The organism is Mesorhizobium sp. M0701, from assembly GCF_040320365.1.
GTDB lineage: Bacteria > Pseudomonadota > Alphaproteobacteria > Rhizobiales > Rhizobiaceae > Mesorhizobium.
The window spans coordinates 52,373-72,520 of the sequence record NZ_JAMYPO010000036.1 but is presented as its reverse complement, the minus strand read 5'-3'; the positions used below and the strand labels follow the sequence as shown (position 1 = coordinate 72,520).

At 63.6% G+C, this 20,148-nt stretch carries 17 protein-coding genes; 10 read left to right on the top strand and 7 right to left on the bottom strand.

Annotated elements, in window-relative coordinates; translation table 11 throughout:
• Positions 1 to 378: 378 nt before the first annotated feature.
• The 5 genes from NKI24_RS26785 to NKI24_RS26765 form a co-directional block, all read right to left on the bottom strand.
• Entirely contained in the window at positions 379 to 843 is a 465-nt protein-coding gene (locus NKI24_RS26785) for a Ros/MucR family transcriptional regulator (RefSeq protein ID WP_352481010.1), read from the bottom strand.
• Between the two features lie 165 nt (positions 844 to 1,008).
• Positions 1,009 to 1,713 carry an ROK family protein gene (locus tag NKI24_RS26780; RefSeq protein WP_352749713.1) on the bottom strand — a complete coding sequence of 235 codons (705 nt, stop codon included), beginning with the start codon at positions 1,711 to 1,713 and terminating at the stop codon, positions 1,009 to 1,011.
• A 19-nt stretch (positions 1,714 to 1,732) separates the two neighbouring features.
• Positions 1,733 to 3,109 carry a glucose-6-phosphate dehydrogenase gene (gene zwf / locus NKI24_RS26775; protein WP_352681892.1) on the bottom strand — a complete coding sequence of 459 codons (1,377 nt, stop codon included), beginning with the start codon at positions 3,107 to 3,109 and terminating at the stop codon, positions 1,733 to 1,735.
• 22 nt (positions 3,110 to 3,131) lie between these two features.
• The gene (gene gnd / locus NKI24_RS26770; RefSeq protein WP_023678194.1) at positions 3,132 to 4,148 is read right to left on the bottom strand and encodes a phosphogluconate dehydrogenase (NAD(+)-dependent, decarboxylating); all 1,017 of its coding nucleotides are present in this window, start codon (positions 4,146 to 4,148) and stop codon (positions 3,132 to 3,134) included.
• 100 nt (positions 4,149 to 4,248) lie between these two features.
• Positions 4,249 to 6,660, bottom strand: coding sequence for a glucan 1,4-alpha-glucosidase (locus NKI24_RS26765; protein ID WP_352749710.1), 2,412 nt, complete (start codon positions 6,658 to 6,660; stop codon positions 4,249 to 4,251).
• Between the two features lie 219 nt (positions 6,661 to 6,879).
• Here NKI24_RS26765 and NKI24_RS26760 point away from each other — a divergent pair, with 219 nt between their 5' ends.
• The 4 genes from NKI24_RS26760 (at position 6,880) to NKI24_RS26745 (ending at position 11,387) form a co-directional block, all read left to right on the top strand.
• Positions 6,880 to 7,893 carry an ABC transporter substrate-binding protein gene (locus NKI24_RS26760; protein ID WP_352749707.1) on the top strand — a complete coding sequence of 338 codons (1,014 nt, stop codon included), beginning with the start codon at positions 6,880 to 6,882 and terminating at the stop codon, positions 7,891 to 7,893.
• A gap of 74 nt (positions 7,894 to 7,967) precedes the next feature.
• Positions 7,968 to 9,461 carry a sugar ABC transporter ATP-binding protein gene (locus tag NKI24_RS26755; RefSeq protein ID WP_352681931.1) on the top strand — a complete coding sequence of 498 codons (1,494 nt, stop codon included), beginning with the start codon at positions 7,968 to 7,970 and terminating at the stop codon, positions 9,459 to 9,461.
• 1 nt (position 9,462) lies between these two features.
• On the top strand, positions 9,463 to 10,437 hold the full coding sequence (locus NKI24_RS26750; protein WP_023678190.1) for an ABC transporter permease: 975 nt from the start codon (positions 9,463 to 9,465) through the stop codon (positions 10,435 to 10,437).
• Positions 10,438 to 10,439: 2 nt separating this feature from the next.
• Positions 10,440 to 11,387 (top strand): ABC transporter permease, encoded by a 948-nt coding sequence (locus NKI24_RS26745; RefSeq protein WP_352456288.1) that lies wholly within the window; start codon positions 10,440 to 10,442, stop codon positions 11,385 to 11,387.
• Here the strand turns inward: NKI24_RS26745 and NKI24_RS26740 are convergent.
• Positions 11,384 to 12,097, bottom strand: coding sequence for a hypothetical protein (locus tag NKI24_RS26740; RefSeq protein WP_352749704.1), 714 nt, complete (start codon positions 12,095 to 12,097; stop codon positions 11,384 to 11,386). The genes NKI24_RS26745 and NKI24_RS26740 overlap by 4 nt on opposite strands.
• Before the next feature lie 207 nt (positions 12,098 to 12,304).
• On the opposite strand from NKI24_RS26740, the gene NKI24_RS26735 reads away from it, so the two are divergent.
• On the top strand, positions 12,305 to 14,374 hold the full coding sequence (locus tag NKI24_RS26735) for a 3-hydroxyacyl-CoA dehydrogenase NAD-binding domain-containing protein (RefSeq protein WP_352749701.1): 2,070 nt from the start codon (positions 12,305 to 12,307) through the stop codon (positions 14,372 to 14,374).
• Positions 14,375 to 14,382: 8 nt separating this feature from the next.
• Here the strand turns inward: NKI24_RS26735 and NKI24_RS26730 are convergent, their stop codons facing one another.
• Entirely contained in the window at positions 14,383 to 15,195 is an 813-nt protein-coding gene (locus NKI24_RS26730) for a helix-turn-helix domain-containing protein (protein ID WP_352451302.1), read from the bottom strand.
• A gap of 114 nt (positions 15,196 to 15,309) precedes the next feature.
• Between NKI24_RS26730 and NKI24_RS26725 the strand changes: the two genes are divergently transcribed.
• The 5 genes from NKI24_RS26725 (at position 15,310) to NKI24_RS26705 (ending at position 20,111) form a co-directional block, all read left to right on the top strand.
• Complete coding sequence (locus tag NKI24_RS26725; RefSeq protein WP_023678187.1) at positions 15,310 to 16,440, top strand: ABC transporter ATP-binding protein; 1,131 nt, start codon at positions 15,310 to 15,312, stop codon at positions 16,438 to 16,440.
• Positions 16,421 to 17,584, top strand: coding sequence for an ABC transporter substrate-binding protein (locus tag NKI24_RS26720; RefSeq protein WP_352451301.1), 1,164 nt, complete (start codon positions 16,421 to 16,423; stop codon positions 17,582 to 17,584). The genes NKI24_RS26725 and NKI24_RS26720 overlap by 20 nt, the downstream gene beginning before the upstream one ends.
• A 76-nt stretch (positions 17,585 to 17,660) precedes the next feature.
• Positions 17,661 to 18,524 (top strand): ABC transporter permease, encoded by an 864-nt coding sequence (locus NKI24_RS26715; RefSeq protein ID WP_352451300.1) that lies wholly within the window; start codon positions 17,661 to 17,663, stop codon positions 18,522 to 18,524.
• A complete protein-coding gene (locus NKI24_RS26710; RefSeq protein ID WP_352451299.1) occupies positions 18,524 to 19,336 on the top strand; it encodes an ABC transporter permease in 813 nt (270 codons plus the stop codon). Before NKI24_RS26715 ends, NKI24_RS26710 begins: the two co-directional genes overlap by 1 nt.
• A gap of 13 nt (positions 19,337 to 19,349) precedes the next feature.
• On the top strand, positions 19,350 to 20,111 hold the full coding sequence (locus NKI24_RS26705) for an SDR family NAD(P)-dependent oxidoreductase (RefSeq protein WP_023678183.1): 762 nt from the start codon (positions 19,350 to 19,352) through the stop codon (positions 20,109 to 20,111).
• The last annotated feature ends 37 nt before the right edge of the window (positions 20,112 to 20,148 follow it).

Genomic DNA, 20,148 nt, shown 5'->3' with positions numbered 1-20,148 from the left:
GGACGGGGTGGTAGTTCGGTTCTGGTCCGCAGGCGCACTGCCGCGTGGTAACGGCATGGATCCCAGGGTCTGCGCCGCGTCGCTTCGCTCCTTGCTCCGCCCTGGGATGACGAAGTGGAGGGGTGTTCGGCCAATCTCGAAAGCTTGTAATTCGCCATCAATCGTCGTCCGATACACCGGATGCGCTGCCACTCTCCGATATCAGCGATTAGCCTTCAGCCATCCTACCTTCGTCCTAGGGCGGAGCAAGGAGCGAAGCGACGCGGCGCAGACCCTAGGATGCCATGCCGTTAGCTTCGAGCGTCGCAGCTTCCGCTGAACACCAACAGACCGACCAGCAGAACGCGTTCAATGTGCATCCCGCTCGATCCAATGATATCAAGCCGTCGCCTTGGCCTTCCTGCCCCTACCCTTGACGGGCGCGGGCGGGGGGGCTTTGCGGCCGAGGCCGATCGCCTTGGCAAGCTGCGAACGCGAGGCCGCGTAGTTGGGGGCGACCATCGGGTAGTCCGACGGCAGGCCCCATTTGGCGCGATAGGCGTCGGGCGTCAGCCCGAAATGAACGCCGATATGGCGCTTCAAGGATTTGAACTTCTTGCCGTCCTCGAGACAGATGATGTAGTCCGGCGTCACCGATTTCTTGGGATTGACGGCAGGCGTCAGCGGCGCGGCGACCGGCACAGCCGGTTGCCCGAGGCCGCCTATGGAAGCGCTGACGCTGGCGATGAGATCGCCGAGGCCGGAAGCCGGCAAGCGGTTCTTCTCGACATAGGCGGACACGATATGGGCGGTCAGCTCGAGCAGGTCGATATTTTTGCGAGCGTTGTTGTTGTCGTCGGTCAATCTATCTCTCCGTCCATGGGGGTCGCAGAAATTCCTAGTCGGCAAATCTGCGCAATGCAATGACGCCGCACCACGTCACACATTATTTTGAATAAATAATACTAACGGCAGCGCGGGATTAACAACCCTGAGCCGGTGCTCGATAATATCAGACAATCAGCAATATCAAATAATCAGGGATTTGTCGCGCCATAGTCGAAATCCGCCCTCGAAGGCGCGTGTGTTGTCGCCGCGTCTGCAATCGGCGGGCAAGTCGGTGAGTTCGTCGACATTGCCGCCGCCGATGACCACGTAGTCCGGCTGCATGGCGGCGCGAAGCCGGTCGACTACGTCGAAGACGTGTTTGCGCCATTTCTTCTTGCCGCGCTTTTGCAGGCCGCGTTCGCCGACATAGTCTTCGAAACTGCCGCGCTTCTTGTAGGGAAGATGGGCAAGCTCCATCGGCTGGGCAACGTTATCAACGATCATCGCGGCCCCCAGGCCGGTGCCGAGGCCAAGGAACAGCATGCGGCCGCCCTCATAACTGCCGATGGCCTGCATGAGCGCATCATTAACGACCTTGACCGGTTTGCCGAACTCGGCGGCGAAATCGTAGCCGACCCAGCCCTTGCCGAGATTGGCGGGTTCGGTCAGCGGCCGGTTGTGGTGCACCGGGCCCGGATAGCCCATCGAGACGACATCGTAGTGCAGTCCTTCGGCGAGCGTCTTCACCGCCGCGACCATCTGCTGCGGCGTAAGCTCCGGTCCGGAAGCGGTCTTGCGCTCGTCGCCGCCGGCGCTGGTGCGGATCTTGACGTGCGAGCCGCCGATATCGATCGCAAGCACGATCTTTTCTTCCTCCGATGCCGGTTGCTTCACCGCCTTGGCCATCGCTTTCGCCTCCCAGAACTCATTTCGCTGGATTGATCCAGCCGTTCGGCGGCCCGAATCCAGCCATGGCTTCGGTCGGCCCCCACGTCTTTGGCGCGTAGACAGGGGGCGGCGTGGTGTCGCCGAGCACCGGGCCGACGATGCGCCAGGCGAGCTCGCTGGCGTCCTGGCGGGTGAACAGCTGGCCGTTGCCGTTCATGGCGTCGCCGATCAACCGCTCGTAAGGCGGCATGTCGCCCTTCGAATCGTCCAGCGCGGTGAGCTCGACCTGCTCACCGACCATGTCATCGCCGGGCGCCTTGCGCCGGGCTCCGATCGAGATCGCCACCTGAGGATCGATGCGGAAGCGCACGTGATTGCAGTCGCCGGGCTTGATCGGATCGAAGACGTCGAGCGGCGGCCGCTTCAGCCGCACGATGACCTCGGTGGCGTGCACCGGCAGGGATTTGCCGGCGCGAATGAAGAACGGCACATCCTGCCAGCGCCAGGTATCGACGAAAAAGCGCACCGCCGCGAAGGTCTCGACCGGCGAGTTCGGCGCCACGCCCGGCTCGTTGAGATAGCCGTCGAACTGGCCGCGCACCACATCGTCCCTGGTCAGCGTCCGGATCGCCCGCAGGACCTGCACCTTCTCGTCGATGAGATCGTCGGCCGAGCGGCCGACCGGCGGTTCCATGGCGAGCAGCAAGAGGATGTTGAGCAGATGGTTTTCGATGACATCGCGAATGCAGCCGACCTCGTCATAGAAGCGGCCGCGGCCCTCGACACCGAAATCCTCGGCCATGGTGATCTGCACGCTCTCGACGTAATTGCGGTTCCAGATCGGCTCGAGGAAGGAGTTGGCGAAGCGGAAATAGAGCAGGTTCTGGATCGCCTCCTTGCCGAGATAATGGTCGATGCGAAAGATCGACTTCTCGTCGAAGACCAGATGCAGCACCCGGTTCAGCCAGCGCGCCGATTGCAGATCGTGGCCGAACGGCTTTTCCACCATCAGGCGCGCGCCCTGGGCGGCGCCCGACTGCTCCAGCCCCTGGACGACCACCTCGAACATCGCCGGCGGCACCGCCAGATAGTGCAGCGGCCGCTCAGCGCTGCCGAGCGCGGTCTTCAGCTTCTCGAAGGTCGCAGGCGCCCGATAGTCGCCGCTGACATAGCGCAGCAGCGATGCAAGCCTGGCAAAGATCTTGTCGTCGATGCTGCCCAAGGCGTTGACGATGCCGTCGCGGGCGCGCGCCTGCAGCTTGGCGAGGTCCCAGGGATCGAAGGCGACGCCGATCACCGGCTCGTTCAGCGTCCCTTTGGCCACCATGGCGTAAAGGGCGGGGAAGATCTTCTTGTGGGCGAGATCGCCGGTGGCGCCGAAAAGCACCAGCGTGTCCGATCGTTCCTGGCTCATGGGCGTGCCTCCCTGTCGCCCGTCACGAGCCGGCCTTGGGTTTTTCGACATGGCCGCCAAAGGCATAGCGCATGGCGGACAGAAGCTTGTCGGCGAATTCGGATTCGCCTTGCGAGGAGAACCTGTCGAACAGCGCCGAGGACAGCACCGGCGCCGGCACGCCGGTGTCGATCGCCGCCTTCAGCGTCCAGCGGCCTTCGCCGGAATCCGAGACCCGCCCGCCGAACTGCGTCAACGACGAATCGGCCTTCAGTACGCCGGCCGTCAGGTCGAGCAGCCACGAGCCGATGACGCTGCCGTGCCGCCAGACCTCGGCCACTTCAGCGATGTCGATGTCGAACTGGTAATATTGCGGGTTTTCCAGCGGGCTGGTTTCGGCGTCGGCGGTGCGCTGCCGTTTGCCGGCATTCGCCGACTTCAGGATGTTCATGCCTTCGGCATAGGCGGCCATAACGCCATATTCGATACCGTTATGGACCATCTTGACGAAATGGCCGGCGCCGCTTGGTCCGCAGTGGAGATAGCCGAAGGGAGCGGTTCCGGCATCCTTGGCAGGGGCGGGCGAAGCGGCGTCGGCGCCCGGCGCCAGCGTTGCGAAGACCGGATCGAGATGCTGGACCGCGCTGTCGGGGCCGCCGATCATCAGGCAGTAGCCGCGCTCGAGGCCCCAGACGCCGCCGCTGGTGCCGACATCGACATAGCTCAAGCCTTTCAAGGCGAGGCGCGCGGCGTGGTCGACGGCCTCGTGATAATAGGAATTGCCGCCGTCTATGATGATGTCGCCCGGCTCCATCAGGGCAGCCACCTGGTCGACGATCTTGCCGGTGATCGCCGCAGGCAGCATCAGCCAGGCGCTGCGCGGCTTCGCCAGCTTGCCGACGAACTCCTCCATCGAGGCGGCTCCGACCGCGCCGGCGCTCACAAGCGCGGCGACGCTCGCCGGGTTGATGTCGTAGACGACGCATTCGTGGCCATCGCGCAGCAGGCGCCGAACCATGTTGGCGCCCATCCGGCCCAGTCCCATCATTCCTATCTGCATGGTCTCGTCCTGCCTTACTTGAGGGATCGATGATCTAGTGGCGCTGCGATTGAAGCATGATCTTTTCCGAAAACCGGTCTCCACTTTGCGGGATCATGCTCTATCCGGTATCGCCGATGCCGACAGAAAAGTCAGCATTCTCCCAATGGCCGCTATCGGGCCAGAAGAAAGTGAAGACAATGCTATTGCCCGGGCTATTGCCTGGAGCAATCTCGGCAACCTGCAATTCCGCAAAATGGAGGCCGAAAGCATTCGCGGTGGTCTCGGTGTCATGGACGGTTGCCCAATTGTCGCTGCTCCAATGAACCACCGCCCGGGCCAGAAGTTCGATGCGCAGCGCCTTGCCTGCCGGGATGGTACGGATCTTGTGGTTGAAGCGCCATGCCCTGAAGCGCGACACCGTCCTGCCCTCGATATAGCGCTTGACGCCTTGCGGCGGCATGTCGAACACCGTGCCGTCGCGCAGCGACCGCAGCAGCTTGATGTGCTCGGAATGCGCCCAGACCAGCGGCTTGGCGCTGCCGGAGGGCCCGCCATGCCGCAATTCGCGCTCCGGCATGTCGGGACCGTCCCAGACCTGCTCCGGTAGCAGGCCGCCCGGTCCGGCAGAGTTCTCGAACGTCCTGAGCAGGCTTGCCGCACTATCCCTGCGGCCTGCCGCCAGCTCGTAATGAGCGCGCTCGCCGACCAGCAGCGGCCAGGGCCGGCCCCGGCCGGTTCCATCGAAGGGCGCGCCGTCGGCATGCTCGCCATAGCCATCGCCATTGTAGCGGTACCAGAGCGGGCCCTGCGGCAGTTCGCAGCGCAATTGCGCGTCGATGACCTTGACCGTGTCGAGGATGCGCGGATCGTCGGCCGCCCTGAGGCCGAAGCGGACCAGCGCCAGCGCATCCGGGCTGACGATCGCCTTGGCCGGCCGGTCCGTATCGGCCGGCGGGCGGTTCTTGATCGGGACGTAGCCGTCTTTCGGCGATGCCGCGCCGGCTTTGTCGGGCGGCGCAATGCGGACATAGTAGCCTTCGACGCTGGCTTGCTCGCATGCGGCGGTGCCGGCCACGTAGGTCCAGCGCTCGATCTGATCGTTCCAGACGTCGGCGGTTTCGCGCAGATAGTTTGCCGGCTCTGTTTTGCCGGCGGCATCGAAGATGTCCGCAGCCGCAAGCAATGCGGCGATCTCGACCGCAAGTGTGAACGGGCTGTAGCCGGCGTCTTCTTCCCAGCGGTCCTCGCCGGTGACCGGGCCGTTGCGCACGACATAGGCGGCAGCGCGCTCGATCATCGGCATGAAGGAGGAGAGTGCGGCAGGCGGCAAATGGCCGGCGCGGCGCAGTGCGTCGGCAAGCAGCAGCGGGAAGGCGCATTCGTCCATCTGGATGCCCGGCCAATAGGCCGATCCGTCGAGCCAGGCGTTCTGCGGCCAATGGCCGTCCGGCTGCTGGATCGAGCGCAGATAGCCAAGGATGCGCAAGGCTTCCGCCGGGTCGCCGGCAGCGAGGAAGCCGCCGGCGGTTTCGACCAGATCGCGCGGCCAGACCAGGTGATAGCCGCCGAGATCGTCGTCGCCCTTGTTGAAGCCCCACGGGATCGACAGGCTGGCAACGGCTGCTCCGGCCGACGACCGGTGTGTCGCCAGCACCGCCGTGCTGAGGCGGTAGCTGTTGAGGCCGGACGCCGCATGCCGGTCCAGCGGCAGCAAACCGGCCTGCCATTTGCGCCATTTGTCGACGTAGGATCCGGCTGCGGGCTCAAAACCTTGCCTCAGGCTGGCGAAAGCGGTTTCCGCCGCCTGTTGCGGCGTCGTGCCAAAGCCGAGCGCCAGCAATATTTTTGGGTTTGCGGCCGAAAAGGCGATCTCGCCGGTCAGCGCGACATTGCCATCCTCGGCCCTGCGGCAGGCCGGATCGAGCCGGCCGCCTTGACCAAGCTGCTGCCAGCCGTCGGAGACGCCGACATAGCCGGCCGAGCACACCTTCCACGGCAGCGACGAGGCGAGCGCCAGGCAGGTGCCGCGTCCCGATGCAAACAGGACAGGCTGTCCTTCATGGTCGTCGATCCAGGCGGTGTTGCCCATGCCGGCGTTGACGAGGTGCGGTGCCAGCAGCGCGTAGACGCGGTAGTCGGCGGCTGCGCCTTTGAGCGGCGTGAACATAATCTCCTGCAGCAAGACGGGACGTTCCGGATCCGTCAGGATGCGCTTTTCGATCCTGTAGGTTCCATCGCTTGCGGTGTTGACCAGCCGGTAGGCAGGCACCCCGTCCGCGAGGGGTTCGATACTGTGTTCGGCGTCGCGTTTTTCTTCCGAGAAATAGCCGTCAGGTCCGGTGACGATCAGCCCCAGATCGCGGGTGCAGGCGCTATCGAGGCGCGGGTAGTAGATCTCGTTGAGGATACCGTGGCTGATGGTGAACCAGATCGGGCAGGCCGGCGAGAGCGCGGTGCCGACGCCGCTCTTGGCGCTCGAGGTCCAGCGTGCCGGAATGCCGGGTGCACCCGGGGCAAGGTTCGTCGCCATTCAATCGGTCTCCAGTGCCATCCCTAGACCAGGAGTCGAACCGGTTTCAATGATTGCACCGCAAGTTGATCGCCGGCCATGGATTGCTGTTGACAGCTTGCCGCCTATCTGCATTTGTCTGATAATAGATAAAAAACAAGATTGTGAGCGTATCAGCCAATACCCCACCAGCCAGCCATTAACCACCAGCAAGACAGCAACTCACGGGAGGAGTATGACATGAGGAAAATATTCGTTTTGGGGGCTCTTGCGGCGATGCTCGCCGCAGGTACCGCGGTTGCCGACACCAGCGGCAAGAAAATCGCCTTCTCCAACAATTACGCCGGCAATTCCTGGCGGCAGGCGATGCTGGACAGCTACGCCATCGTTACCAAGAAGGCGGTTGCCGACAAGGTGGTCGGCGCCGCGGACGTCTTCACGACGGCCGACAAGGAAGTGCCGACGCAGGCAGCCCAGGTGCAGAACCTGATCCTGCAGGGCTATGACGCCATCGTCATCAACGCGGCATCTCCGGATGCGCTCAACGGCGCCATCAAGCAGGCCTGCGACGCCGGCATCGTCGTCGTCTCCTTCGACGGTATCGTCACCGAACCCTGCGCCTACCGCGTCGTCGTCGACTTCAAGGACATGGGCAAGCAGGAAGTCGAGCAGATGGCCAAGTTCCAGCCCAAGGGCGGCAACCTGCTGGAAATCCGCGGCCTCGCCGGCACCTCGATCGACGATGCCATCCATGCCGGCATCCTCGAAGGCGTCGCTGCCCATCCCGAGTTCAAGATCGTCGGCTCGGTGACCGGCGACTGGGACCAGACCACGGCACAGAAAGCCGTAGCGACGATCCTGCCTTCGCTGCCGGATGTTGTCGGGGTCGTCGACCAGGGCGGTGACGGCTACGGCGCGGCGCAGGCTTTCGCCGCCGCCGGCAAGCCACGCCCGACCATCATCATGGGCAATCGCCAGGACGAGTTGCAGTGGTGGAAGGAGCAGAAGGAAAAGGACGGTTACAAGACCTGGTCGGCATCGATCGCACCGGGCGTATCGACGCTTGCCTTCTGGGTGGCGCAGCAGGTGCTCGACGGCCGCACCGACGTGCCGCACGACCTGCTGGTGCCCTATCTTGCCTTCACCCAGGACGATTTCGAGGCCGCGCTGCCGAAGATTCCGAAGGGCGGCGTCGCCAGCCACGAATACACGCAGGAAGACGCCATCGCGGCGATCAAGGCCAACATCAAGTGAGCATGGCGCTATTGTTGCCGCCACGGATAACCGGGTATCGTTGAGGGATGCCCGAGGCCAATGCAGACATCATCATGCCGGACGGCGCCGAAAAGCTTTTCGGCGCCGTCAGTTTTGACATCATAAGACTGGACGGAGCCGAAAAACATTTCGGCGCCGTCAGGGCGCTCGCCGGTGTCGATTTCAGCGTTCGTGCCGGAGAATGCGTCGGTCTCGTCGGCCATAACGGCGCCGGAAAATCGACGCTCATGCATATGGTGGCGGGCACGCTTGCCCCCGACAGCGGGCAGATCGCGGTCCGCGGCGGTGTCGAGGCAAGTTATTCGGTGCCGCGCGCGCAGCAGCTCGGCATACGCTGTGTGTTCCAGGAGCTGTCGCTCTGCCCGAACCTCAGCGTCGCCGAGAACACGCGGATCAACCACGCGTCGCTGCATGGCTTCGGCTGGCGGCGCAAAGTGGCCGATCTGATCGCTGCCAAGCTCGACGAGATCTTCCCCGGCCACAGCATCTCGGCATCCGACATCGTCGGTGATCTTTCCATCACCAGCCGGCAGATGGTGGAGGTGGCGCGCGCCTTCACGGTCACGCAGGAGCCGCTTGAGCTGGTTATCCTCGACGAGCCGACATCCTCGCTCGACGCGCATACCGCCGGCCAGCTGCTGGCGTTCGTGCGCCGCTTCATCGCCGCCGGCAAGAGCTGCATCCTGATCTCGCATGTGTTGGGCGAAGTGCTCGGAAATGCCGACCGGATCGTGGTGATGCGCGACGGCAAAGTGGTCTCCGCCGGGCAGGCCGACGCCTTCGACCGCGACAGGCTGGTGACGGCGATGGGCGGAGCGGAGGCGCGCGAGAAGACCGCCGCAGAGATTGCGAGCGGCAAGCCGGAGCCCGGTCCGCTGCGGGTCCGGGCGCGCCCGGCGCGACAGCAGGACGGCAACGAGCTCGTCGCCCGTGCCGGTGAGATCATCGGCCTTGCCGGACTTGCCGGGCATGGGCAGACCGATCTTTTGCTGGCTATCTTTGCTGCGGCTTCCCGTGCCAAGACCGGCATCGAGGTCACCGCGCCGGTGGCGCTGGTTGCCGGCGACCGCCAGTCGGACGGGATTTTTCCGCAATGGTCGATTGCCGAGAACATCGGCATCCGTTCGCTGGCGCGATTGCGCAACGGCCTCTTGATCTCGCCGCAGCGCGAAGCCGAGCTCGCCGAGTTGTGGCAGCGGAAAATCGGCATCCGTACGCCCGACATGAACAACAACATCTTCTCGCTGTCCGGCGGCAACCAGCAGAAGGCGCTGTTCGCGCGGGCGCTCGGCTCCGACGCCAAGATCGTGCTGATGGACGATCCGATGCGCGGCGTCGACATCGGCACCAAGCTCGAAGTCTACGACCTGGTGCGCGAGGAGGCTCGCCATGGCCGCACTTTCCTCTGGTACACCACCGAAACCGAAGAGCTCGACAATTGCGACCACATCTATGTGTTCAAGAACGGCCGGATCGTCGCCAACCTTCGTCGCGACGAACTGACGGAGGAAAAGATCATCCAGTCGTCGTTCGGCGATGCGGCCTGAGATGACAGCGGTATCCGTCGAGAATGGGCTAAAATCTTCGGCTCGCGCCACGAGGCGGGCGCGCATGCTGCGCAGCCTGCTGCCGGCACTGTCGCTGGCGCTGGTGCTCATCGCCATCGCCTGGCTCAACCCGCGCGCCATCAGCTATTTCGGTTTCAGCCTGATGCTCAATCTGGCGATCCCGATCGCTCTGGCGACGATCGCGCAGATGTTCGTCATCGCCGGCAACGAGCTCGATCTGTCGATCGGCACCTTTGTCGGCTTCGTCGGCTGCGTGACGGCGACATGGCTGAAGGACGCGCCGCTGCTCGGCGTCGTGATCCTGCTCGGGTCGATCGGCGTCTACGCGCTGCTCGGCGCGCTGATCCATCTGCGCAACCTGCCCTCTATCGTGGTGACGCTCGGCATGAGTTTTGTCTGGCAGGGCATGGCCATCCTCATCCTGCCCAAGCCCGGCGGCAAGGCGCCGGACTGGCTGCTGGCGCTGATGGCCTTCAAGCCACCCTTCATTCCGTTCCCGATCATCGCGGCATTGCTGATCGCAGCCGTCGTCCACTTTGGCCTGATGCGCACCTCCTACGGCGTCATCCTGCGTGGATCGGGCGGCAATTCAGCCGCACTCAAGCGCGCCGGCTGGTCGCTGCTGCGCACCAAGATCGCGCTGTTTGCGCTGACCGGCCTGTTCGGCGTTTTGTCCGGCATGGCGCTGATCGGCATCACCACCTCGGCCGATGCCAATATCGGCAATGGCTACACGCTGCTTTCGATCGCCGGCGTCATCCTCGGCGGCGGCGAGTTCGTCGGCGGCCGGGTGTCGCCGATCGGCGCCGTCATCGGCGCGCTGACGCTGGCGCTGGCGGCATCGCCGCTCTTGACGTTCATGCACATTCCGCCCGACTGGCAGGTGGCCGCCAACGGCGCCATCCTGATCATCGTGCTGGCGGCGCGGGTGCTGATCAGCCGCAGGGAGAGGTGAGCATGGCATCGCTGCGGACACTGCTCGCCAGACCCTGGATCTGGTCATTCTTCGGGGCGCTGCTGGTGTGGCTGGCGACCATCGCCTTCACCGGCGGCTATGGCGGCGGCGGCATGATCACGGCGGCGCTGTCGCTCGCCGTCTTCACCGTCATCGTCGGCGTCGGCCAGATGTTCGTCATCACGCTCGGGCCGGGCAATGTCGACCTGTCGCTGCCGGCCAATATCGGCCTTGCCAGCGCCGTCGCCATGAAGGTCATGGACGGCAATGATGCGATGATCGCGGTCGGCCTGCTGGCAGCGCTGGCCTGCGGCATGGCGATCGGCGCCGTCAACTACCTGCTGATCTGGGCGCTGCGCATTCCGCCGATCATCGCGACGCTATCGGCCAGCTTCGTCATCCAGTCGGTCGATATCAGCTATGGGCGGGGCCTGCAGATCAAGCCGCCGCCGGGCTTTGCCGATTTCACCAACTGGCAGATCTTCGGCATTCCGGTGCTGGCGATCCTCACCGTGCTGTTCACCATCGGCGCCGGCATCGTTTTGCAGCGCATGATCTACGGACGCTCGGTGCTGGCGATCGGCCAGAACATCCGCGCTGCCTGGCTGGCCGGCGTCAATGTCGGCCGCACCCGCTTCCTCACCTACACGCTGTCGGGCGCGCTCGGCGGCCTCGACGGCGCACTGCTCGCCGGCTATTTCCGCGGCGCCAATGTCGATATCGGCAATGAGTATCTGCTGGCCTCGATCGCCGTCGTCGTCATCGGCGGCACGTCGGTGGCGGGCGGCAAGGCCAATGTGCCGGGGGTCTGGGGCGCGGCACTGTTCCTGGTGCTGCTGTTGACCATGCTCAACACGTTCGGCGTGAGCGTCGGCGTCCGCCTGGTGCTGACCGGGCTGATCATCGTCGGCGTCATCACCGCCGCCGGTGGGCAGAAGGCGCTGCGCTAGCAAGAATCAGGTGAGGGCGATCGATCTTTCGATTTCATTTTTTCCCATTTCGAAGAGCGTTCCCCACGGGTTCTCGAAAAAAGAATGCTGTCAAGAACGAAGCTGTCTTCTCCGGACACTCCCTTCCTGATGTGCTGGATTTCTTCGCCAGCGCGCAAGCGCCGAATGATTTCGATGCCACGTATTCCGCGTTCTCGAACAGCTTTTTCCCAGAAGTCGTTGCTGAGCGGATTGCGAAATTTCAATTCAAATCGGCCAGTTCCGGACAACACCAGCCGAGACAACTCTTGCAGTCTATCGACCGTCGTGCGGACCGCCCATTTGATCGCTGTCGGTCTCACATAGAGGTCAAGATCCAGTAGGCAGTTCGCCAAAGCCTTGGCGATCGCTTCGTCGTAGTAGCCGGACGTAGACATGTAATTCACGAAGGCAACTCGGCAATCGGGGAGGGGGTCGCTTGCAAACTCCGTTGCCGGTATCTTCAGGACTTCGACTGCTTCGCCCAACTCGCCAAGGCAGTAAGCCGCGCGGAGCCGGTCGCTGGATTTCTCGGACTGCATGAGGCCGACGAGAAATTCCAGATCAACTCCTCGCCTCCATCTCCTTAGGAGTTCCTGCCCGGCTCTGTAGCTTAGATCGTGGTCATGATCGCCGTACCGGGCTTCGTCCATAAGAACGGCAGTGGACTCTCCCGCTAATTCTTTGGTCATTCCTGGTGTTGGCGACGGCCAAAATGTTGGTTGTGTTCGAATCGATACTCTCTACATCCAAAGCGACGTCGTCAATCGTTACCCGCCGGCTGACCCACCGGCCGGTCCTGACGACCGATCGACCCGACGAAAACACCGGTTTCCATGAGAGCATTGGCGCTGTAAAGCCAATCGCGCCTTCGCCAGCATCGTTTGCAAGAGGTTTGCGTGTCCGATTTCGTCAGCACTACAAGGCACGGCAACGTCGCGGTGGTGAGCATCGACAATCCGCCGGTCAACGCGCTGAGCTTCCATGTGCGCGAGCCGCTGATGCAGGCGCTCGTTTCCCTGCGCGACGAGCCGTCGGTCGGAGCAATCGTGATAGCATGCGCCGGGCGGACCTTCGTCGCCGGCGCCGACATCACCGAATTCGGCAAGCCGGCGCGGCAACCGGACCTGGGCGCCCTAGTCGCCATGCTGGAAACCATCGCCAAGCCGACGGTCGCGGCCATTCACGGCACTGCGCTCGGCGGCGGCCTGGAACTGGCGCTCGGCTGCCATTTCCGTGTTGCCGACCGAGCGGCAAGGCTCGGCCTGCCGGAAGTCAAGCTCGGCCTGCTGCCGGGGGGCGGCGGCACGGTTCGCCTGCCGCGCCTGGTTGGTCCGCTGAAGGCACTCAACATGATCGTTTCGGGAACGCCGATCGGTGCGGCCGAGGCGCTCGCCGCCGGCCTGGTGGATGCCGTCTTCGATGGCGACCTGACCGCGCAAGCGGTGAGTTTCGCCAGCGAAACGGCCGCGAAAGGCGGTCCGTTCACACCGGTGCGCGACTGCAATGATCGCCTCGACCAGGCCGACTTGCCGGCGTTCGACAAGGAAGCGGCAGTGCTTGCCGGCAAAGCACGCGGCCTCGAGGCGCCGATCGCCTGTGCGCAGTCGGTCCGCAACGCCCTGACGCTGCCCTTCGACGAAGCGCTGGCGGCGGAGCGCGACCTGTTCGTCAAGCTTGTCGGCGGGGACCAATCACGCGCGCAGCGGCATTTGTTCTTCGCTGAACGTGAGGCGGCAAAGATTGCCGGCAAGGACGTCGTCAGGCGCAAGATCGCCCGGGTCGGCGTCATCGGCGCCGGCACGATGGGCGGCGGCATCGCCATGGCGTTCGCCAACGGCGGCGTCCCCGTGACCTTGCTGGAAGCGACGCACGAGGCTTTGCAGCGCGGGCTGGCGACGATCAACAAGAATTATGCCGTTTCCGTCATCCGCGGCTCGCTGAGCGAAGACGCCAAGCGCGAGCGGCTGGATTTGTTCAGGGGCAGCACCGACTATGCCGACCTCGCCGATTGCGACCTGATCGTCGAGGCCGTGTTCGAGGAAATGGCGGTCAAGAAGGAGGTATTCGGCAGGCTGGATGCCGTGGCCAAACCGGGCGCGATCCTCGCCACCAACACCTCCTATCTCGACGTCAGCGAAATCGCCGCTTCGACGTCGCGGCCGCAAGATCTCCTCGGCATGCATTTCTTTTCGCCGGCTAACGTCATGAAGCTTCTGGAAATCGTCCGCGCCGACAAGACTTCGCCCGACGTGCTGGCGACCATCGTCGATCTGGCACGGCGGATCGGCAAGGTGCCGGTCGTCGTCGGCGTCTGCCACGGCTTCGTCGGCAACCGCATGCTGGCGGCGCGCGGTGCGGAACTGGAGACGCTTCTGCTGGAAGGCGCAATGCCGCGCCAGGTCGACCAGGTGTTCACCGATTTCGGCTGGCCGATGGGGCCGTTCGAGATGAGCGATCTCGCCGGCCTCGACATAGGCTGGCGCAACCGCAAGGCGCGTGGCCAGACGGCCGTGATCGCCGATGCGTTGTGCGAACAGGGACATTTCGGCCAGAAGACCGGCAGCGGCTTCTATCGCTACGAAGGCGGTTCGCGCACGCCGCTGCCCGATCCCGATGTCGAGGCGCTGATCCGCAACAAGGCTGCCGAGCGCGGTGTTGCACCGCGCGCGATCGGCGCCGAGGAGATCATCGAGCGGACGCTCTATCCGATGATCAACGAGGGCGCCAAAATCCTCAAGGAAAAGATTGCCGCCCGCGCCTCCGATATCGACGTCGTCTGGGTCAACGGCTACGGCTACCCGGTCGGCAAGGGCGGGCCGATGTTCTGGGCGAGCCTCGAAGGCGTGGACAAGATCATCCGGCGGCTGGATCACTGGCACCAGCAGACCGGCAAGGATGTCTTTCGAGTGGCACCCCGGCTCAGGCAGATGGCCGAAACCGATTCCTGGGACGGCGCTGCCGGCTGAACTTGGGACTACCGAATCCGTGCGTCCATGATCTCGACAAAACGCGCGAACAGACCCGCCTGCGACTTTATCTTGAGCTTGCGGTAAATGTTGCGGCGATGAACTTTTACGGTTCCCGGCACGATGCGCATCGCCCTGGCAATCGATTCCGTGGAATGGCCCTGAAGCACCAGATCGACGACATGCTGCTCGCGCGGCGTGAGCGAAAGGCTCTTCCAGATGTGAGCACGTTCGAACTCACTGACCGGAGCAATCGCCTCGTCTTGCTTCGTCCCAACCGGTCCGTCAGCCGGAAGGGTAGGCCAGCGCAGCCTGACGAGGCTGATCACCGCAGGCGCCATGTCGCGCAGCAACCTGGCATCGGCGGTTCCGAACGGCCCCGAAGCGCGCAATCGCATTAGCGAGACCACCAGCGCGTCCTTTCCCGGCAGCGGCACGAAAAAGCCGACCTCCTCCGCAAGCCTGGTCTGGCTGTAATAGGAGCGGTAATATTCGCTGGCATAGAAGCGATCCGGCGCCAATTCGCGCATGCGCCAAAAGCCTTCCTTGCGCTCGACTGCCGCATGGTGGAACGGATCGAGCAGATAAGGCCCTTCCTGATAGAGCGCGACGAAGACGTGGCTTTCGGCCGGCGAGAATGTCTCGAACAGCAGCGGCGGGCGTGAGGCGCCGCGATAGCCGAAGATCACGCAATGATCGAAGCTGACATGCTGGCGGAGCCAGGCGACCATCGCCTTGCCGAAAAGCTCGCCGCTCGTCTCCCGCGTCGCTGCGATGAGCGCAGCGAGCCGGCTGTATTCATCCCTGCGTGAAACGCCCAATTCATACCCCTCCAGACGAGAAAATAGATGAAATATACCACCTGGGAGGTATATACTAGCCGCCATTGGCTCTGATAGCGTTTCGAGACCAACTAGCCGCTGGAGCCCGCAGCTTTGACCGCAGTGCCCGACATCGAGTTTCGCGGGGTCACCAAACGCTACGGCAGCGTGATCGCGGTCAGCGGCATCGATCTTGCCATCCCGCCGTCTGCCTTTGTCGCGTTGCTCGGGCCGTCCGGCTGCGGCAAGACAACCTGTTTGCGCATGATCGGCGGTTTCGAACAGCCAAGCGAAGGTGTGGTATTCATCCGTGGCCGCGACATGGCCGGCACGCCGCCCTATCGGCGGCCGGTCAACATGGTGTTCCAGCAATATGCGTTGTTTCCGCATCTGGATGTGGCGGACAACGTCGCCTATGGCCTACGCCAGGCGCGGCCGCGCCTGTCGTCGCGGGAGATCAGCCTGAAGGCAGGCGAGGCGCTCGCCATGGTTCGGCTTGCCGGCTATGGACGCCGCAAGATCCATGAGCTTTCCGGCGGCCAGCAGCAGCGTGTCGCCCTGGCGCGGGCGCTGGTCAACAAGCCGGCGGTGCTGCTGCTCGACGAGCCCCTGGCGGCGCTCGACAAGAAGCTGCGCACCGACATGCAGATAGAGCTGCAGAACCTGCAGCGCGAGATCGGCATCACCTTCGTCCTGGTCACCCACGATCAGGAAGAGGCACTGTCGATGAGCGATTTCGTCTGCGTCATGAATGGCGGGCGCATCGTCCAGCTTGGGCAGCCGAGCGAAATCTACGACGAACCCGCCGACCTCTTCGTCGCCGATTTCGTCGGCAAGACCAATCTCTTGAGCGGCAAGGTCGTCGGGCTCTCGGGCAAGCTCGTCGAGGTAGCGCTTGCTGACGGCACCGTCATCGCCGCGCGCAAGCGCACTTCGCTAGCCCAGGGCGAAGCCGTCTCGGTAAGCCTGCGTCCTGAATCCTTAAGTCTCGGCGCGCCCGGAAGCGGCCGGCTGAACGGGCTTGTCCGCAACCGGATCTTTCTCGGTTCCACCGCGGAATATGCAATCGAGGTCCAAGGCATCGGGACGCTGCTCGCCAAGGCCGATCATCTGGTTGGCGGTGGAAATCTCTTCAAGCCGGGTGAACCCGTCGCCGTCGGCTTTACAGCCGGAACGCCGCTGGCGTTTCCGGAGAATAACGGGACCAACCAGAGGGAAAACAAAAATGTCGAAATCGTATCGTGACGGACTGCCGATAAGCCCTGAAAAATTCGTCGACCAGTTGATGCGCCTCAAGCGCGGTTCCATCGGCCGCCGCGAGTTCCTTGGCCTCACCGGCCTAGGCATCGCAACGGCAGTAATGGCCCGCGAACTCGGCATCATGCCGTCGCCAGCCTTCGCCCAGGAGGGGCTTGGCGACCGCATGTCGATTGCCACCTGGCCCAATTATCACGACCCGGCGACGTTCGAGAATTTCAAGGCCGAAACCGGCGTTGCCGTCGAGGTGAACGTGTTCGGGTCAAACGAGGAGATGCTGGCCAAGCTGCAGGCCGGCGCCTCGGGCTGGAGCCTTTTCGTTCCGACCAACTACACGATCTCGACTTACAAGAAGCTTGGCATCATCGAAGCGCTGGATATGGCCAAGCTTGCCAATTATGACGGCTCGCAAGAAGACCCGCGCTTCACTGGGGAAGGCACCATCGACGGGGTGACCTACGCTGTGCCGAAGAATTGGGGCACCACCGGATTTGCAGTCAACACCAAGAAACTGACCAAGCCGATGACGAGCTGGAAGGAATTCTGGGACACGGCCATGGCGGAGGGCGACGGCCGGACCATGGTTCATGATTACCAGCTGACCACGATCGGCAACGCGCTGAAATATTTCGGCTTCTCGTTCAACTCGCTGAGGCCGGAGGAACTCGCCAAGGCGGAGGAATTGCTGCTGAAGGTCAAGCCGCATCTGTTCGCGGTCTCTAGCGACTACCAGCCGTCGATGCGTGCCGGCGACGCGTGGATGACGATGTGCTGGACCAATGACGGGGCGCAGCTCCACCGCGACATCCCCGAAATCGCCTACGTGCTTGGCAAGGAAGGCGGCGAGATCTGGACCGACTTCTACGCAATACCCAAGGATGCGCCGAACAAGCCTGCCGGCTATGCCTTGCTCAACTATTTGATGAACCCGAAAGTCGCGGTCAAGGAGCACCTGGCCAACGGTGCGCCTTCCACCGATGCGCGGGTCAATGCGCTGCTGCCCAAGGAGGTGCTGGACAATCCGATCCTCTATCCGGCGGCGGATCTGCTGAAGCCGCTCGAATTCGGTGCGGCTGCGACGCTAACCGATCCGGGCCGGGCCGAATTGATGGCACGCTTCAAGTCGGCTTGAACCGGGCAGGCCACAGGCTCGATGCAGGCAACTCCCCGGCGGACAGATGTCCGCCGGCACCCGGGCGGTTTTTTCAATGCGCAGCAACGTCCTCCGTCACAATCTCCTGACCGCCCTGCTGCTCGGTCCAGCAACGGCGTGGCTGGTGGTGTTTTTAGTTTTGCCGTTCGTGGCGATTGCCGTTTTCAGCGTCGGCGAGCGGGCGCCGGAAGGCGGCTATCAGGCCGCTTTCACCTTGGCGCAGTTTGCCAATCTTCCGGCGCGGGCGACCGCCTTCTGGAACACCATGGTGCTGGCGCCGGCGGGCGCACTGGCCTGTCTTCTCGTTGCCTATCCGGTCGCCTATTATCTCGCTTTGCGCGCACCCGAACGGTGGCGGCTGATCCTGCTGGCGCTTGTCGTCATCCCGTTCTGGACCAGCCTGCTGATGCGAACCTATGCCTGGATGTATGTGCTTGGCGGGCGCGGCATCCCAGCTCTGCTGGCCTATGTCGGGATGGAGGACGTGCGGCTGATCAACACGCCGGGAGCGGTTCTGCTCGGCATCGTCTATGGTTATCTGCCGCTGATGATCCTGCCGATCTATGTCAGCCTCGAGCGGCTCGACCGCCGGCTGCTGGAGGCCTCCGCCGATCTCGGCGCGACGCCGATCTCGACATTCCTCGGCGTGACGCTGCGGCTGTCGCTGCCAGGTGTGATGACCGGCTTCTCGCTGGTCATGATCCTGCTGCTCGGCGAATATCTGATCCCGACGCTACTCGGCGGCGGCAAGGTCTTCTTCATCGGCAACGCGCTGGTCGATCTGTTCCTGCAATCGCGCAACTGGCCATTCGGATCGGCAATCGCCATCACACTTGTGGCGGTTTCAGTGGTCGTGCTGCTTGCCGCGAACCGCATTTCGACCCGGCTTTCGGGTGCCCGCCGGGTGGACCTGATCTGATGCGTGCCTTCGTCGTTGCAGTCTTTGCCTTTCTCTACCTTCCGATCGCGCTGGTGGTGCTGTTTTCGTTCAACGCCGGCCACCACGCCAGCGAGTTCACTGGCTTCTCGGTGCAATGGTACGGCAAGGCCCTGGCAAACCCGTTCCTGGTCGAAGCGCTGAAGAACAGCCTGTTCATCGCCACGACCAGCGCCTTGCTGGCGGCGCTGTGCGGCACGGCCGCCGCGCTTGGCCTGGCGCGTGTCGGCGTGCGGACGCGAGCCGTGTTCGATGCGCTTTTGGGTGCTGCGATCGTCGTTCCTGGTGTCGTCATCGGCATCTCGACGCTGGTCGCGCTGGTCCAGCTATTCGGGGTGGTCAACCCGTTTGTCGCTTCGCTGTGGCCGAACGACCAGCCACCGCGCCTGGCGCTCGGCTATGGCTCGATCATCGCCGCGCACGGGCTGTTTTCGATGGCGCTGGTGGCGATGATTGTCGGCACGCGCCTCGGCAGCCTCGACCGCAATCTGGTCGAGGCCTCGAGCGATCTTTACGCCACCCCGCTGACGACGTTCCGCAGCATCGTGTTGCCGCAGATCATGCCGGCGGTGATCGCCGGCTTCCTGCTCGCCTTCACATTCTCCTTCGACGATTTCATCGTCGCCTTCTTCGTCGCCGGCGCACAGACGACATTGCCGATCTATGTCTTCGCCTCGATCCGGCGCGGGGTCACGCCGGAGATCAATGCCATCGCGACGATCGTGCTCGTCGCCTCCGTTTTGCTCGTGGTGCTTGCCCAATGGCAACTGCGGCAACGAAAACCATCACACTGAAAGATAAAAAAACATGATTCTGAGAGATCGCATCGCCGTGGTGACGGGTGCCGGGTCGGGGATCGGGCGTGCCGGCGCCATGATGATGGCCAGGGAAGGCGCGCTCGTGGTGATCGCCGACAGGGACCAGGCGGCGGGGGAAGCAACCGCTTCCGACATTCGTGCGGCCGGCGGTCGGGCCGAGGCCGTCGCCACCGACGTCGGCGAGGATGCGGCGGTCGAGCAGCTCATTGCGGGAACGCTGGGCCGGCATCGGCGGATCGACATCCTGCACAATCATGCCGGGATCCAGGTCGGCGGCACGCTGACCGAAGTCGGCGCCGACGGCATGGATGCCTCCTGGCGGATCAATGTGCGGGCGCAGTTCCTCGCGGCCAGGCTGGTCATGCCGTCGATGATCGCGCAAGGCGGCGGGGTGATCCTGAATACCGCCTCGAATTCGGGTGTGTTCTACGACCGCGAAATGATCGCCTACGCAACGTCAAAACATGCAGTGGTGGCGATGACCCGGCAGATGTCGCTCGACTATGCCAAACACAATGTCCGCATCAACGCGCTGTGCCCCGGCTGGGTCGATACGCCCTTCAACGAGCCGTTCATCGCGCAGATGGGCGGGCGGGCAGCGATCGAGAACTATGTCCGCACCAAAATTCCCATGCAGCGCTGGGCCAGCGCGGAGGAAATCGCCGAAGCGATCCTGTTCCTCGTCTCCGACCGCTCGTCCTTCATGACCGGTCAGGCGCTGGTGATCGACGGTGGAGAAAGCATCGGCTGATCCGCCGCTCCCGGCGGGCGGCAGCTGAAATTCTCTT

What these genes read in the sequence shown, in the direction of transcription:
- NKI24_RS26780 (WP_352749713.1), bottom strand. Translation starts at nt 1,713, where the DNA reads ATGGCCAAGGCGGTGAAGCAACCGGCATCGGAGGAAGAAAAGATCGTG.
- NKI24_RS26710 (WP_352451299.1), top strand. Translation starts at nt 18,524, where the DNA reads ATGCGTGCCTTCGTCGTTGCAGTCTTTGCCTTTCTCTACCTTCCGATC.
- NKI24_RS26740 (WP_352749704.1), bottom strand. Translation starts at nt 12,097, where the DNA reads ATGACCAAAGAATTAGCGGGAGAGTCCACTGCCGTTCTTATGGACGAA.
- NKI24_RS26720 (WP_352451301.1), top strand. Translation starts at nt 16,421, where the DNA reads ATGTCGAAATCGTATCGTGACGGACTGCCGATAAGCCCTGAAAAATTC.
- NKI24_RS26705 (WP_023678183.1), top strand. Translation starts at nt 19,350, where the DNA reads ATGATTCTGAGAGATCGCATCGCCGTGGTGACGGGTGCCGGGTCGGGG.
- gnd (WP_023678194.1), bottom strand. Translation starts at nt 4,148, where the DNA reads ATGCAGATAGGAATGATGGGACTGGGCCGGATGGGCGCCAACATGGTT.
- NKI24_RS26715 (WP_352451300.1), top strand. Translation starts at nt 17,661, where the DNA reads ATGCGCAGCAACGTCCTCCGTCACAATCTCCTGACCGCCCTGCTGCTC.
- NKI24_RS26750 (WP_023678190.1), top strand. Translation starts at nt 9,463, where the DNA reads ATGACAGCGGTATCCGTCGAGAATGGGCTAAAATCTTCGGCTCGCGCC.
- NKI24_RS26765 (WP_352749710.1), bottom strand. Translation starts at nt 6,660, where the DNA reads ATGGCGACGAACCTTGCCCCGGGTGCACCCGGCATTCCGGCACGCTGG.
- NKI24_RS26760 (WP_352749707.1), top strand. Translation starts at nt 6,880, where the DNA reads ATGAGGAAAATATTCGTTTTGGGGGCTCTTGCGGCGATGCTCGCCGCA.
- NKI24_RS26745 (WP_352456288.1), top strand. Translation starts at nt 10,440, where the DNA reads ATGGCATCGCTGCGGACACTGCTCGCCAGACCCTGGATCTGGTCATTC.
- zwf (WP_352681892.1), bottom strand. Translation starts at nt 3,109, where the DNA reads ATGAGCCAGGAACGATCGGACACGCTGGTGCTTTTCGGCGCCACCGGC.
- NKI24_RS26755 (WP_352681931.1), top strand. Translation starts at nt 7,968, where the DNA reads ATGCCGGACGGCGCCGAAAAGCTTTTCGGCGCCGTCAGTTTTGACATC.